Annotated in this window: 6 protein-coding genes; all 6 read right to left on the bottom strand. The window is 68.0% G+C overall.

Annotated features, from left to right (window positions below; genetic code table 11):
• Positions 1–249 precede the first annotated feature (249 nt).
• The 6 genes from V6Z91_RS29480 to V6Z91_RS29505 all read right to left on the bottom strand — a co-directional run bounded on the left by V6Z91_RS29480 (position 250) and on the right by V6Z91_RS29505 (position 14,130).
• The gene (locus V6Z91_RS29480) at positions 250–1,644 is read right to left on the bottom strand and encodes an efflux transporter outer membrane subunit (RefSeq protein WP_338764748.1); all 1,395 of its coding nucleotides are present in this window, start codon (positions 1,642–1,644) and stop codon (positions 250–252) included.
• Entirely contained in the window at positions 1,641–4,874 is a 3,234-nt protein-coding gene (locus V6Z91_RS29485) for an efflux RND transporter permease subunit (protein WP_338764750.1), read from the bottom strand. The genes V6Z91_RS29480 and V6Z91_RS29485 overlap by 4 nt, the downstream gene beginning before the upstream one ends.
• Positions 4,871–7,975 (bottom strand): efflux RND transporter permease subunit, encoded by a 3,105-nt coding sequence (locus V6Z91_RS29490; protein WP_338764753.1) that lies wholly within the window; start codon positions 7,973–7,975, stop codon positions 4,871–4,873. Before V6Z91_RS29490 ends, V6Z91_RS29485 begins: the two co-directional genes overlap by 4 nt.
• The gene (locus V6Z91_RS29495; RefSeq protein WP_338764755.1) at positions 7,972–9,465 is read right to left on the bottom strand and encodes an efflux RND transporter periplasmic adaptor subunit; all 1,494 of its coding nucleotides are present in this window, start codon (positions 9,463–9,465) and stop codon (positions 7,972–7,974) included. The genes V6Z91_RS29490 and V6Z91_RS29495 overlap by 4 nt, the downstream gene beginning before the upstream one ends.
• A 228-nt stretch (positions 9,466–9,693) precedes the next feature.
• The gene (locus tag V6Z91_RS29500; protein WP_338764758.1) at positions 9,694–10,038 is read right to left on the bottom strand and encodes a hypothetical protein; all 345 of its coding nucleotides are present in this window, start codon (positions 10,036–10,038) and stop codon (positions 9,694–9,696) included.
• A gap of 204 nt (positions 10,039–10,242) precedes the next feature.
• The gene (locus V6Z91_RS29505; RefSeq protein WP_338764760.1) at positions 10,243–14,130 is read right to left on the bottom strand and encodes a DUF4214 domain-containing protein; all 3,888 of its coding nucleotides are present in this window, start codon (positions 14,128–14,130) and stop codon (positions 10,243–10,245) included.
• Positions 14,131–14,255: the final 125 nt, after the last annotated feature.

The raw sequence follows: 14,255 nt of genomic DNA on the forward strand, positions 1-14,255 counted from the left end.
AAGCCGGGGAAGTATAGGTAAAAAAACGAGTGACAGGCTCCGATTTTTAGGAAACATTTCAAAAAAACCGGTGCCTGTCACCGCGTTTCGGGAAATGTTGCAAGAAAACCGGTGCCTGTGACCGGGGTTCGGTTTTTCTGCATGCGTACCTCTCACGCATCACGTTGCCGCAAACGGTTCAGGGCAAGCCGCAACGCCGCAGACAGTACGCGTTGTACGGCAAGGCGTTGCGGCGCAGGCATGGACCGTTTACGGCAGCGAACTCCGCCAGCCGCCGCCGAGGGATTGGATGAGCGCGACGGCCGTGGTTTGGCGGTCGGCCTGCACCTGGATCAGGGCGCGGCGGGCGGACAGTGCGGTGACTTGGGCGCTGACGACTTCCGTGTAGTTCACCTGCCCTGCCCGGTAGCGGTTTTCCATCTGCTGCTCCACCTGGTCGGCCGCTTCGGAAGCCTGGCGGCGCAGTTCCTGCTGCTCGGCCAGGGCGCGGGTGGCCGCCAGCTGGTCTTCCACGTCGGCGAAGGCTTCGAGCACTGTCTGGCGGTAGCTGGCGATCGCCGCGTCGCGGGCCGCCCTGGTCTGCTCGACGCGGGCGGCGATGGCACCGGCGTCGAAGATCGATTGGGCCGCCGACAGGCCGAGCGACCACAGGCTGTTCGAGGCACTGAACAGCCCGCCCACCCGGCTGTTGCCATACCCGTAAGAGGCCGAAAGGTTCAGCGAGGGGAAGTACGCCGAGCGGGCAATGCCGATGTCCTCGTTGGCCGCGGCCACGGCGCGCTCGGCGGCGGCGATGTCGGGCCGGCGCTGCAACAGTGTCGACGGCACGCCCAGCGGCACTTCCGGCACGACGATGCTCCACGACACCGGCGCCAGCGAGAATTCGGCCGGCGCCTTGCCCAGCAGGACGGCGATCGCATGTTCATATACGGCGCGCTGGCGCACCACCGTCAACAGTTCGGCGCGCGCGTTGAACAACTGCGTCTGTGCCTGCAGCAGGTCCGATTTCGCCGTCACGCCCGCATTCACGCGGTTCTGCGTGATCTGCAGCACCCTTTCATACCCCTGGATCGTCGTGTCGAGGATCTGCTTTTCCACGTCGGCCTGGCGCAGGCCGACGTAGTTGGCCACCAGCTCGCCCTGGGCGGACAGCCGGGCCGCCGCCAGGTCGGCCGCGCTGGCCTGGGCGCTCGCCTGCGCGCCCGTCACGCCGGCGCGCAGGCTGCCCCACAGGTCGGGTTCCCAGCTGCCGCCGATATCGACGCGGTAGTTGTTCGATGGGCGCGTGTCGCCGCCGCCGGAGCGCGTGCCGGAGCCGTTCAGCGACACGGTGGGGAACAGCGCCGCGCGCTGCTCGGCGACCACGGCGCGCGCCTGCGCATAGCGCGCCGCGGCCAGCGCCACGTTCTGGTTGTTCACCTCGACCGCGGCGGCCAGCTCGTCGAGGATCGGATCGCCGAACAGCTTCCACCACGGTCCCCGCTCCAGCGCGTCGGCCGGCGCGGCCGGCGTCCAGCCTTCGGCTTCCTTGAAGGTGGCGGGCGATGCCGCCGTCGGCACCTCGTACTTCGGGCCGACGGCGCAGCCGCACAGCGCGGCGGCCAGGGCAATGGCGGACAGGCGATACATCTTGGTTGTCTTCATGTGGTCAGGGGCTCGACGCCGGCGGCGCGGCTCAGGTTGCGTTCTTCGGGATTGCGGGTGCGCAGCTTGTCCAGCAGGATGTAGACGACCGGCGTCGTCAGCAGCGTGAGCAGCTGGCTGGCGATCAGGCCGCCGATGATGGCGATGCCCAGCGGCTGGCGCAGCTCGGAGCCTTCGCCGAAGCCGATTGCCAGCGGCAGCGCGCCCAGCGCGGCGGCCAGCGTCGTCATCAGGATGGGGCGGAAGCGCAGCAGGCATGCTTCGCGCACCGCTTCCACGGCAGTCAGCCCGCGGGCCCGCTCCGCCTCCAGCGCGAAGTCGATGATCAGGATGGCGTTCTTCTTCACGATGCCGATCAGGAGGAACACGCCGATCAGCGCGATGACGGAAAACTCCATGCGGAACAGCAGCAGTGCCAGCACCGCGCCCACGCCCGCCGAGGGCAAGGTGGACAGCACAGTCACCGGGTGCACCAGGCTTTCATACAGGATGCCCAGCACGATGTAGATGACGACGATCGCGGCCAGGATCAGCAGCGGCTGCTGCCGGTTCGATTCTTCCGCCTGTTTCGCCTGCCCTTCGAAGCTGCCGCGCACATTGTTCGGCATGGCGATATCGGCCTCGGCCCCCTTCACCGCCTCCTGCGCCTGGCTCAGCGTGTATCCCTCGGCCAGGTTGAACGAGATGGTCGTTGCCAGCTCGCCATCCTGGTGATTGACCGAGGTCGGCGTTGCGCTCTCCGCGAACGAGGCGATGCCGGACAGCGGCACCATCGCCGCACGCGCGGTGGACAATGCCGAGCCGGTCGACGTATCGCGCTGGCCCTGCGCATTGTTCGTGGCGGCATTGGTGCCGCCCGACGCGGACGCCGTATCCGTGCTGTCGGTCGACGTGGCCGCCTTGCTCGGCACGTACACATCGCGCAGCGCCTCGGGACTCTGCGCATATTCCGGCGCCACTTCCATCACCACCTTGTACTGGTTCAGCTCATCGTAGATCGTGGCTACCTGCCGCTGGCCGAAGGCGTTGTACAGCGCATTGGTGACGTCGCGCGCGCTCATGCCGAAGCGCGCCGTGGTCTCCTTGTCGATCGTCACAAAGGTTTCCACGCCATTGTCCTGCTGGTCGGTGTCCACGTCCGTCAGCTCCGGCGAATTTTTCATGGCATCGGCCAGCTTCATCGCCCAGTTCTTCAGGTCCTCGCGGTTATCGCTCTTCAGGGTGTACTGGTAGGTGGAATTGCTGGACCGGCCGCCCATCCGCAAGTCCTGCACCGGATTCAGGAACAGTTGCACACCCGTCACCTTGGCCAGTTGCGGCCGCAGCCGGTCGATCACCGCCTGCCCGGCCACGTCGCGCTCGTCGGCCGGCTTCAGGTTGACGAACATGAAGCCGCCGCCCGCGCGCGAACCGCCGGTAAAACCGACCACGGTATCGACAGCCGGGTCCTTGCGGATGATGTCCACCAGCTGGCGCAGCTTCTGCTGCATGGCCTGGAACGAGATGCTCTGGTCGGCGCGGATGCCGCCGTTGATCTGGCCCGTGTCCTGGCGGGGAAAGAAGCCCTTCGGCGCGGCGGCGAACAGGTACACGTTCAGCGCCACCACGAAGGCCAGGATCAGCATCACCAGGCCCACGCTGTGCAGCGCCCAGTCCAGCGCGTGCGCGTACACGCGCTGCATCCAGTTGAAGCCGGCTTCGAAGGCGCGCGAGATGCGGCCCGGCGGCCTGCGGTCCTTCTCCGAACGAAGGAGCCAGGCGCACATCATCGGCGTGGTCGTCAGCGAAATCACCAGCGAGATCATGACGGCGGCCGACAGCGTGACGGCGAATTCGCGGAACAGCCGCCCCACCTGCCCGCCCATGAACAGCAAGGGAATGAACACGGCGATCAGCGACAGGCTGATCGACAGCACGGTGAAGCCCACCTCCTTCGCGCCCAGCAGCGCCGCCTTGAAGCGGTCCATGCCGTTCTCGACGTGCCGCGCGGTGTTTTCCAGCACCACGATCGCGTCGTCGACGACGAAGCCGGTGGCCACCGTGAGCGCCATCAGCGACAGGTTGTTGAGCGAAAAGCCCAGCATGTACATCACGCCGAAGGTACCCAGCAGCGACACGACGGTGGCGATGGCGGGAATGACCGTGGCGCGCACGCTGCGCAGGAAGGCGCTGACCACCAGCACCACGAGGATGACGGAGAGGATCAGCGTGAATTCGACTTCGTGCAGCGACGAGCGGATCGACGTGGTGCTGTCCGACGCGACGGACACGGTAATGTCCTGCGGTAGCTGGGCGCGCAATTGGGGCAGCAGCGCGCGCACGCTGTCCACCGTTTCGATGATGTTGGCGCCCGGCTGGCGCGTGATCAGCACGATCACGGCCGGCTGGCCGTTGAAGAGGCCCAGGGTGTTCTTGTTCTCCGGGCCATCTTCCACGGTGGCCACGTCGCTCAGGCGGATCGCGGCATTGTCGCGCCAGGCGACGACCAGGTCCTTGTAGTCCGCCGCCGTGCGCCCTCCCGTCGCCGTGCCGGGCGCCGAGTAGATCTGCAGCCGCCGGCCTTCGCTCTCGATCGCGCCGCGCGGGCGGTTGGCATTGGTGGCCTGGATCGCGGCCCGCACGTCCTCGGTCGACACGCCGTACTGGTTCAGCGCGAACGGCAGCAGTTCGATGCGCACGGCCGGCAGCGAGCCGCCGCCGATTTCCACATCGCCCACGCCCTTCACCTGCGCGAGCTTCTGCTGCACGATGTTCGATACGGCTTCATAGATCTGGCCCGGCCGGCGCGTGGGCGACGTGAGCGCGAGGATGATCACCGGCGAATCCGACGGGTTCATCTTGCGATAGGTCGGATTGCTCTTCAGCGTGGCCGGCAGGTCGGCGCGCGAGGCATTGATGGCCGCCTGCACTTCGCGGGCGGCGGCATCGATCTTGCGGTTCAGGTCGAACTGCAGGTTGATCCGCGTCGAGCCGGAAGACGACTGCGATGTCATCTCGTTGACGCCCGCGATCACGCCGAGCCTGCGCTCGAGCGGCGTGGCCACGCTGCTGGCCATCGTGTCCGGGCTGGCGCCAGGCAGGTTGGCGGAGACCGAGATCGCCGGAAAGTCCACCTGCGGCAGCGGCGAGACCGGCAGCACGAAGAACGCGGCAATGCCGGCCAGCGCCAGGCCGATCGTCAGGAGGACGGTGGCGATCGGGCGCCGGACGAACGGTTCGGACAGGTTCACGATGCCTCCGGGCTCTTGGCGCCGGCGCCGAGGCCGGGCTTCTTCCCGAAGCGCTGGCCGAGCCGGTCGAACGCCAGGTAGATCACGGGCGTGGTGTACAGGGTCAGCAGCTGGCTCACCAGCAACCCGCCGAAGATGGCGAGGCCCAGCGGCCGGCGCAGCTCGGCGCCCTCGCCCCAGCCGAACATCAGCGGCACGGCGGCGAACAGCGCGGCCAGCGTCGTCATCAGGATCGGCCGGAAGCGCAGCAGCGCGGCCTGGTGGATCGCTTCCCGCGGCGGGCGGCCTTCATCGCGCTCGGCCTCGATGGCGAAGTCGATCATCATGATGGCGTTCTTCTTCACGATGCCGATCAGCAGGATGATGCCGATGATGCCGATCACGCCCAGGTCCTGGCCGGACACCATCAGCGCCAGCAAGGCGCCCACCCCTGCCGACGGCAGCGTCGACAGGATCGTCAGCGGGTGGATATAGCTTTCGTACAGCACGCCCAGCACGATGTACACGCATACGACGGCGGCGAGGATCAGCCACAGCTGGTTCGTCAGCGAAGCCTGGTAGGCGCCGGCGGCGCCCAGGAACGTCATCGTCACGGAGCCGGGCAGGCCGATCTCGGCCGCCGCTTCCCTGATCGCGTCCACGGCGCGGCCCAGCGACACGCCGTCAGCCGTATCGAAACCCAGCGTGGTGGCCGGATACTGCGCCACGTGGGTGATCTGCAGTGGCGCCGGCGCCTCGGTGATGGTCGCCACGGCGGACAGCGGCGTGGGCTTGCCGCCGCCGGTGCGGATCTGCAAGTCGCCCAGCGATTGCGGCGTGGACAGCATGCCCGGCGCCGCCTCCAGGATCACGCGGTACTGGTTCGTCTCGGTGAAGATGGTCGAGACGATGCGCTGTCCGAACGCGCTGTACAGCGCATCGTCGATGGCCGAGGCCGTGATCGACAAGCGTGAAGCCGTGTCGCGGTCGATGCTGATGTAGGCGGCGGCGCCGGTGGCGCCGGCGTCGGACACCACGTTGCGCAACTGCTCCTTCCTTGCCATCTGCACGGCAAGCTTGTTCGCCCATTCGTTGACGGTGGCCGTGTCGGCGCCCTCGAGCGACACGCGGAACTGCGTGGGACCCGTTTCCGCGTCGATCGTCAGATCCTGTGTCGGCTGCAGGTAGATGCGCACGCCCGGCACCTCGGCCACGCGCTGGCGCAGGCGGTTCATCAGCGCGTCCTGGTCGCCCCGGTCTTCCTTCAGGTTGATCAGCATGCGGCCGGTGTGCAGCATCGTGTTGTTGGCGGCATCCACGCCCACGATGGAACTGAGCGACTGCACTTCCGGGTCTTCCAGGATCGCCGCGGCGGCCTGCTTCTGCAGCTCGGCCATGCGGCTGTACGACACGGCCTGCGCCGTCTCGATGCGCGCCTGCAGCTGGCCCGTGTCCTGCGTGGGGAACAGGCCTTTCGGGATCAGGATGTACAGCACCACGGTGAGCACCAGCGTGGCCAGCGCCACGACCAGCGTCAGGCCCTGGCGCAGCAGCACCCACTGCAGGGAGCGGTCATAGTGGAAGATGACGCGGTCGAAGAAATGCTGCACGCGGCCGCCGAAGCTCTTCGGGTCGTCGTTCTTGTGCGAGGTGAGCCAGCGCGCCGACATCATCGGCACCAGGGTCAGCGACACCACGGCCGAGATCAGGATCGTGATCGACAGCGTGACGGCGAATTCGCGGAACAGGCGGCCCACGACGTCGCCCATGAACAGCAGAGGAATCAGCACCGCGATCAGCGAGACCGTCAGCGAGATGATGGTGAAGCCGATCTGCTTCGCGCCCTTCAGGGCGGCGGCCATCGGCGTTTCGCCTTCCTCGATGTAGCGGGCGATGTTTTCGATCATCACGATCGCATCGTCCACCACGAAGCCGGTGGCGATGGTCAGCGCCATCAGCGACAGGTTGTTCAGGCTGTAGCCCATCAGGTACATCACGCCGCAGGTGCCGATCAGCGAAATCGGCACGGCCAGGCTGGCGATCACCGTCGCGCGCACGCTGTGCAGGAACAGGAAGATCACCAGCACCACCAGCACCACGGCCAGCACCAGCTCCAGCTGCACGTGATGCACGGAGCCGCGGATGCCCGTGGTGCGGTCGGACAGCACGTCCACGCGCAGCGCGGTCGGCAGGCCGGCCTGCAGCTCGGGCAGGCGCTCCTTGATCGCATCGACGGTGGCGATCACGTTGGCGCCCGGCTGGCGCTGCACGTTCAGGATGATGGCCGGCTTCATGTTCGCCCAGGCGCCCAGCTTGACGTTTTCGGCCGAGTCGACCACGCGCGCCACGTCCGTCAGCCGCACCGGCGCGCCGTTCTTGTAGGCGACGATCAGGCTCTTATAGTCGTTGGCCGTGAGCAGCTGGTCGTTGGCGTTGATCGTGAAGGCTCGCGTGGGGCCGTCGAACGAGCCCTTGGCGCTGTTGGCGTTCGCGTTCGAGATCGCGGTGCGCAGCGTGTCGAGGCCCAGGCCGTAGCTGGCCAGCGCCAGCGTATCGGCCTGGATGCGCACGGCCGGGCGCTGGCCGCCGGACAGGCTGACCAGGCCCACGCCCGACACCTGGCTGATCTTCAGGGCCAGGCGCGTGTTGACGATGTTCTGCACTTCCGTCAGCGGCATCGTGTCCGACGTGATCGCCAGGGTCAGCACCGGGGCGTCCGCCGGATTGACCTTGGCGTACACGGGCGGAGCCGGCAGGTCGGTCGGCAACAGCGACCCGCCCGCGTTGATGGCGGCCTGCACTTCCTGCTCGGCCACGTCGAGCGTCTGGCCCAGGCCGAACTGCAGCGTGATGATCGAAACCCCCGCCGCGCTGGTGGAACTCATGCGCTGCAGGCCCGACATCTGGCCAAACTGGCGCTCCAGCGGGGCCGTCACCGTCTGCGCCATCACTTCCGGGCTGGCACCCGGATACAGCGTCTGCACCTGGAGCGTGGGGAAATCGACTTGCGGCAACGCCGACAGCGGCAGGAACTTGAACCCCACCAGGCCCGCCAGCATGATCGCCAGCATCAGCAGCGATGTGGCGACCGGGCGGCGGATGAATGGTGCCGATGGACTCATCGCGCGGCTGCCGGCTGCTCGCGGCGCTCATTGCCCCGCTCATTGTTGCGCTGGCCGCCCACGCCAGGCGCCGTTTCCTGCGCATCGGCGGCGCTCGGCGCGCTGCGGCCGCCCGCTTCCGGCATGGCGCGTTCGGGCGCCTCGCCCTGCTCGGCGCGGCGGGCCGGCATCTTCGCCGCGTCGCTGCCCACGGCGCCCGCCGCCACGTCCGGCGCGGCTGCCGGGCGGTTGTCCGCCTGGCGCCCCTGGCCGCGTGGGCCTTGCTTATCCCCCGGCAGCATGACCTTCGCGCCCTCCTTCAGCCGGTCGGCGCCTTCGGTGATCACGCGCTCGCCCACCTTCAGGCCGGAAACGACCTGCACCTTGTCCACGGTGGCCTGGCCGCGCTTCACGGGCCGCATCGTCACCGTGCGGTCGTTCTTCAGCAACCAGACGTAGTCGCCGTCGGTGCCGTGGCGCAGCGCCGTCACCGGCACCAGCACGGCGTTCCTGATCGTGCGCATTTCCAGCCGCACGTTGACGAACTGGCTGGGGAACAGCGTCATCCTGTCGTTGTCGAAGCGCGCCTTGGCCATCACGGTGCCCGTCGACGTGTCGGCCTGATTGTCCAGCGCGGCGAAGCGGCCGGTGGCCAGCACCTCGGTGCGGGTGCGGTCATAGGCCTGGGCGGCCAGCGCGGCACCGGTCGATGCGCGGCTCATGATGTCCGGCACGCGGTCTTGCGGCACGGCGAATTCCACGTCGATGGGCGACTGCTGGGTGATCACGGCGATGCCGTTGGCATCGCTGCTCGACACCAGGTTGCCCACGTCGACCACGCGCAGGCCCACGCGGCCGCTGATCGGGGCAACCACCTTGGTGTAGCCCAGGTTCAGGCGCGCCGTGCCTTCCGCGGCGCGGTCCGTCATCACCGTGCCTTCCAGCTGCTTGACGAGGGCGGCCTGGGTGTCGACGTCCTGCCGGGCGATCGAGTCCTGCGACAGCAGCGTGCGGTAGCGTTCCAGCGTCAGCCGCGCATTCTCCAGCTGGGCCTCGTCGCGCTGGCGCTGGCCGGTGGCCTGCATCAGCGCCATCTCGAACTGGCGCGGATCGATCTGGGCCAGCACCTGGCCGGCCTTGACCAGCTGGCCCTCCTTGAACAGCACCTTCTGCAGGATGCCGGACACCTGCGGCCGCACCGTCGTGGTCGCCGCCGCCGTCACGGTGCCCAGGGCATCGAGGGTCACCGGCAGGTCGGCCTGCTCGGCCGTGGCCACGCCCACCGTCGTCGCCATGCCGCCGCGCCGGCCACCCGGCCCACCCGGCCCGCCCGGCCCGCCGGGGCCGCCCATGCCTGGCCCGCCCGGCCCGCCTTCCACGGGCCGGTGCGTCAGGTACCATGCCAGTCCGCCCATGGCGGCGATGGCGAGAACGGCGATGATGGTTCCGAGGATGCGGGTACGGCGGCGGGGTTTGTTCGAAGGGGTCGTGGGCGCTGCTGGCGACGTCATCGCTGATCCTTGTTGACTGTTCAGTAGAGTAACTATGCTTATCAAATCGACTCTAACACAGCGGATTCGGCGGTTTGTTTCGCTTTGCTTACATTTACACCCCGATACAGTGGGATACGTGGACCGCAACGGGAGACGCGCGTCGGGAAGGCTGAACTGGCGGGGAATGCGCGGCGCGAACCGCGCCGGCAGGTCGTTACAAACTGGCTACAAATCTCCGCGCAGCGCTCAGGCAGGCGCGAAGAGATGGGTGTACGGTTGCGGCGTGGCGCCCGCCATCACGGCCTTGGTGAACGCGCTGCCCATCTGCGTGAGCGCCTGCTGGTGGGCGCCGACGATGTCGGCGAACGAGCGCTGCTGGATCTCGACGGCGTTCCTTGCCAGCGCGGCCATGCAATCCTGCGCCGCGTTGACGATGGCGCGCGCCGCGTGCTCCTGCACGATGCGCGTCGAGCTCATCCACAGTTCCTGGGCACTCGACTGGAATGAATGGGTGTAGACATTGCCGAGCTGCGCCATGATGTTCAGGAAGTCGGCGCCCTGGCCTGGCGCCTGGGGTGGGTAAGTGGTCATCGCAATTCCTATCGGGTTGGCGGCTGGGCGTCGTGCAACGCTGCAGCGGGGGTTGTGCGGCGCAAGTTGTGCGGCGCAACCAGAATAGGCCCCCGCTCGCCGGGCGGTCAAGCGAATTCCGCCTGCGGGGCGAGTAAAACGGCGCTTTGCACTTGCAGCAAAATAGCGACGGCGCCGACCCGATGATGCGGCGCCGCCGCCAGGTCAGCCGTACAGCGTTTCCAGCGTGGTCGACATGGTACCGATCAGCGCCATCTTTTCCGGGCTGTCGGCAAAAGCAAGTGCCACGTCGCCGCGATCGAGCGCACCGTTTGCCAGCAGATCCGTCCAGTACTGCGCCTCGCCGGCGCCGGCTTCGCGGTGCAGCGCGGTGCGGTACAGCGCTGCCGTGAATTCGGCATCGTCGAGCGCGCCATACCAGCCGCTGCCTTCCGTGCCAGCAACGAACGCGTCGGCGATCCCCGCCATCGAATTGCCCGCCCCGTGGACGCCGATCCACCAGTTCAGGCCGCCCTCGTCCGGCGCCCGGTCGAACAGGGCGCTGTACAGCCGCACCAGGGTGGCCACGTCGGTGGCACCGAAGGCGACGTCGGCCGGCATCGCCAGCTTTTCCGGGGAGTCGGCCAGTGCCAGTGCCACCTCGCCCCGTGTCGCGCCATCGGCCAGCCGGTCCCCCCAGAACTGCAAGCCGCCTTCGTCCGCCGCGCGGTCGAGCACGCGGTGGTACAGCTGGGCGACGAAAGCCGTGTCGTCCAGCGTGGCGCCGGCGTCATCCTGCGCGTACAGCACGCCGGCCAACTGCTTCAGGGACGCGCCCGCAGCGACCGTCGCGGCCAACGCATCGACCGTCGCTACGCCGGCCCGCGCGCCGGTCAGTGCCTCGAACACGCGCGCGACGCTGCCGGCAACCGACGTGTCGCCCCTCAGGAAGCGCAGCGTCTCCACATCGGCCAGCACGTCGATGCCGTCGATGCCGCCATCGCGGTGAGTCGCCATGAGAGCGCCATCGACCACGCGCAGGCTGTAATCGGCACGCCCGGCCCCGGTCATCAGAGCGATATCGGCACCGCTGCCGCCGTCGAGCGTGTCGTTACCCGTCCCGCCGTAGACAATATCGTTTCCTTCCTCGCCGAAGACATGGTCGCTGCTCCCGGCGCTGCGCAAGATATCGTCGCCCGCGCCACCGTGCAGCACATCGTCCCTCTCGCCCAGCGTGATCTGCTGGGCGCTGGCATCCCCCCACACGAGCCGCGTCGCGCCATTGCCGACGATGCGCACGGCGCCGACCACGACAGCGAATTCGACATCGTCCAGGGCGATGGTCGAGCCCGCCGGCAAGGCGCGGGCATCGACCACCACCGCCTTGGGGACGTGACCGAACCCGTACCCGCCGACGATGCGCAGTTCACTGGGCACGGCGTTCGCCGCCGCGATGGGCACGATGGTACGCACCAGCAGCGGCGCGTCGCCATCGAGCGTGCCGATGAAGGCGCTGCCCGCTCCCGTCAGCCGCGCCTGGTCGGCCGAACCGTCGGCCGTGTGGGCGCGGATCGCCTCCACCAGGTCGGCCAGCGCCGCGGGGCGCAGCGTGGCGGTGCCGCTGGACTTCAGTCCGAAGCCGACCGGCACTTGCGCCGTCAGCAGGCTTACCAAGTTGCCGTCGTCTGCCAGCGAAATGTCGGCCGCGTCGATGGCGCCGATCCGCTCCTCGCGCTCCGGCACCACGATTGGAATCGTCAGCACGTGCCTTGGAGCGGCACCATTCGGGCCCGTATCGATGTGCACCAGCACGCCGTCCGTCAGCGTAGTGTAGCCATACACCTGTTCAAAGGGAGGCGTGGCGTTGAACACGGGAGCGGCGGCCAGCGTGGCCGCATCGTTGCCGGCGCCGTCCTGGATTGCCCGCGCATCGTCCCCGCTGGTCGGGTCGGTATAGGCTACCGTCACGGCCTGCTGGTGCAGCACCGCCGTCTCGAGCGTCAGCGTGACCGTGCGCGCGGCGGCATCGACGGCGACCGACGTCACGCCCAATTCCGCCCCGTTCACTTTCACCGTGAAGGCGCCCGGTGCCGGCACCTGCCCGGCGTCGAGCTGGCCGGCATCGCCATAGGTCATCACCAGCGTGCGGCCAAGGACGGCGGCCGTCAGAAAGTCCGGCGCGCCGGTGTCGGGCGCGCTGCCGTCGACCAGCACGCCAGCCAGCGCCGGCTGGTGCCCGGCCAGCGCAAGAATGGCGTCGTTGCCGTCCAGGTCGCGAATGCTGGCGTTGTACACGTCGAGCTCCCCCAGGATGATGCCGCTGGCATCCGCGTCGCCCGCCTGCACGACATAGCGGTAGGTCAGCGAATTGGCGGTGGCTGCAACCAGCTTCGCCTCGCGCAGCGTCGCACCGATCACCAGCCCCAGCGTGCCCCCGTCGCCGCTGACGGCGATGTCCTCGTCGAAGGTGATGGTGAAGTCGAGGTGCTGCCCGATCGTGTAGGTGCCGGCGGACGGCACGGCGACCGGGCCGGAAACCTTCGGGCCGCGCGCATCGACCGCAACGCCCTCCAGCGGCGGCAGGTGCGCGGCCAGCGACAACGTGGCGTCGTTGCCCGCCGTATCCTTCAGCGTGGCCCCCCCGGCCGTAAGGGCCCCGACGGCGACGGCGCCGGCGTCGCCCGGTGCCACCACATACAGGAACACCAGTTCCGTGGGACCGCTACCGCTCCAGTAGTTCGCGTGGACCGTTTGGCCGCCGATCGCCAGCGCCAGCCGCGGAATGCCATAGGCGGTGTCGACGATCACCGCTTCGTCCAGCGTGACCGTGAAGTCCAGGAGTTCGCCTGCCTTGTAGGTTCCGGGTGTCGGCGCGGTGACCGCCGTCACGGCGGGCGCCAGGCGATCGATCGCCTGCGCCTGGCCGGCCGTGAAACCGGCGGTGATCGCATTGCCACCCAGGTCGGCGATGCCGGTACCCGCATCCTTCAGGTCGAGGCGCAAGGTGCCGTCGCCCGACAGGCCGCCGACCGTGACCGTCCAGGTGCTGCTGTCGACGGCGGTGACCGACGCGACCCGGCCCGCCGCGGAGCCGGTCGACGTTACGGTGAAGTCGTCCGCGTCGATGCCGGTCGCGCTTTCGGACAGCGTGACGGTGTAGGAAACCGACGCCTGCGTGACCTGCGCCACCGCGATCGCCTGCACCACCGGTGCGACGGCATCGACCAGCACGGCCGACGTATCGCCGACGCCACGCAGCGTGAGATCGGCATCGTTGCCGGCGGCGTCACGGATCGTGCCGCCGTTCAGCGCGAGAGCGGTAACGGCGATGCCGTTCACATCGCCGTGCCCGGCGTCGACGACCAGCCGGAAGGTCAGGGTCGCGCTGCCGCTGCCCCCCACGTATTGCGCTTGCACTGTCTGGCTGCCGATCGTCACGGCCAGCGTTGGCGTGCCGCCGGCCGTATCCACCATCACCACTTCGTCGAGGCCGACCGTGAAAGCGAGCTCGTCGCCGACACCATAGGTTTGCGCCACTGGCACGCCGACCGTTCCCATCATCGGTTCCGTGTCGTCCGGTTCGCCCGGAACGGTGACCTGAACCGCGCCCGGACCGACGATCTCCAGGTAGGCAGTGCCGACGGTTTCGGGGTCATAGGTCGAAATGACCGCCACGTAGGTGTGCCCCCCGATCAGCTGCATCCCAGGCAAGTGCGAAAGCCAGTTGATGCTGCCGTAGATGTAGCCTTCGTGATCGATCTGCTCGTTGAATGCGATGATGTTGACGAGCGGATTCTCGGGATCGAAGGTGGTGTCGTACAGCCAGAGTTGCGAGTCCTTCTCCAGCCCCCAGTACGTCGCGATATACAGGTCGTCGGAGTCGGTGACGGTGATGTCGTAGCTGCCCGTCACGCTGGGACGCAGCACGCGCGTCGTATAGTTGACCCACTCGTCACGCCTGCTCTGGTCGACCTCCAGGATATCGGCCGCGGTGGCGATCATCGAATAGAAGGGGTCCCAGTTGTGGCCGGGCACTTCGTAGGGCAGCTGGGGACGGAGGAACTTGTGTGCCAGCGACACGACAGCGTCGAACTTGGTCGTTACGGAACTCATCGCGCTTTCCCAACAGTAATTTGTGGAGATCACATGATGCCTACCGGCCTCATTCGGCAATTGCCCCGCATCAACAAGCTGGATGAACGCGCCGCGCGCGTGGCGGCTGCACGACAGTTGGGGGA

Source organism: Massilia sp. METH4, from assembly GCF_037094685.1.
In the GTDB taxonomy this organism is placed as follows: Bacteria; Pseudomonadota; Gammaproteobacteria; order Burkholderiales; family Burkholderiaceae_D; genus Rugamonas.

Bases quoted from the DNA above. Each gene is read 5' to 3' on its own strand.
- V6Z91_RS29495 (WP_338764755.1), bottom strand. From the start codon at position 9,465: ATGACGTCGCCAGCAGCGCCCACGACCCCTTCGAACAAACCCCGCCGC.
- V6Z91_RS29480 (WP_338764748.1), bottom strand. From the start codon at position 1,644: ATGAAGACAACCAAGATGTATCGCCTGTCCGCCATTGCCCTGGCCGCC.
- V6Z91_RS29500 (WP_338764758.1), bottom strand. From the start codon at position 10,038: ATGACCACTTACCCACCCCAGGCGCCAGGCCAGGGCGCCGACTTCCTG.
- V6Z91_RS29490 (WP_338764753.1), bottom strand. From the start codon at position 7,975: ATGAGTCCATCGGCACCATTCATCCGCCGCCCGGTCGCCACATCGCTG.
- V6Z91_RS29505 (WP_338764760.1), bottom strand. From the start codon at position 14,130: ATGAGTTCCGTAACGACCAAGTTCGACGCTGTCGTGTCGCTGGCACAC.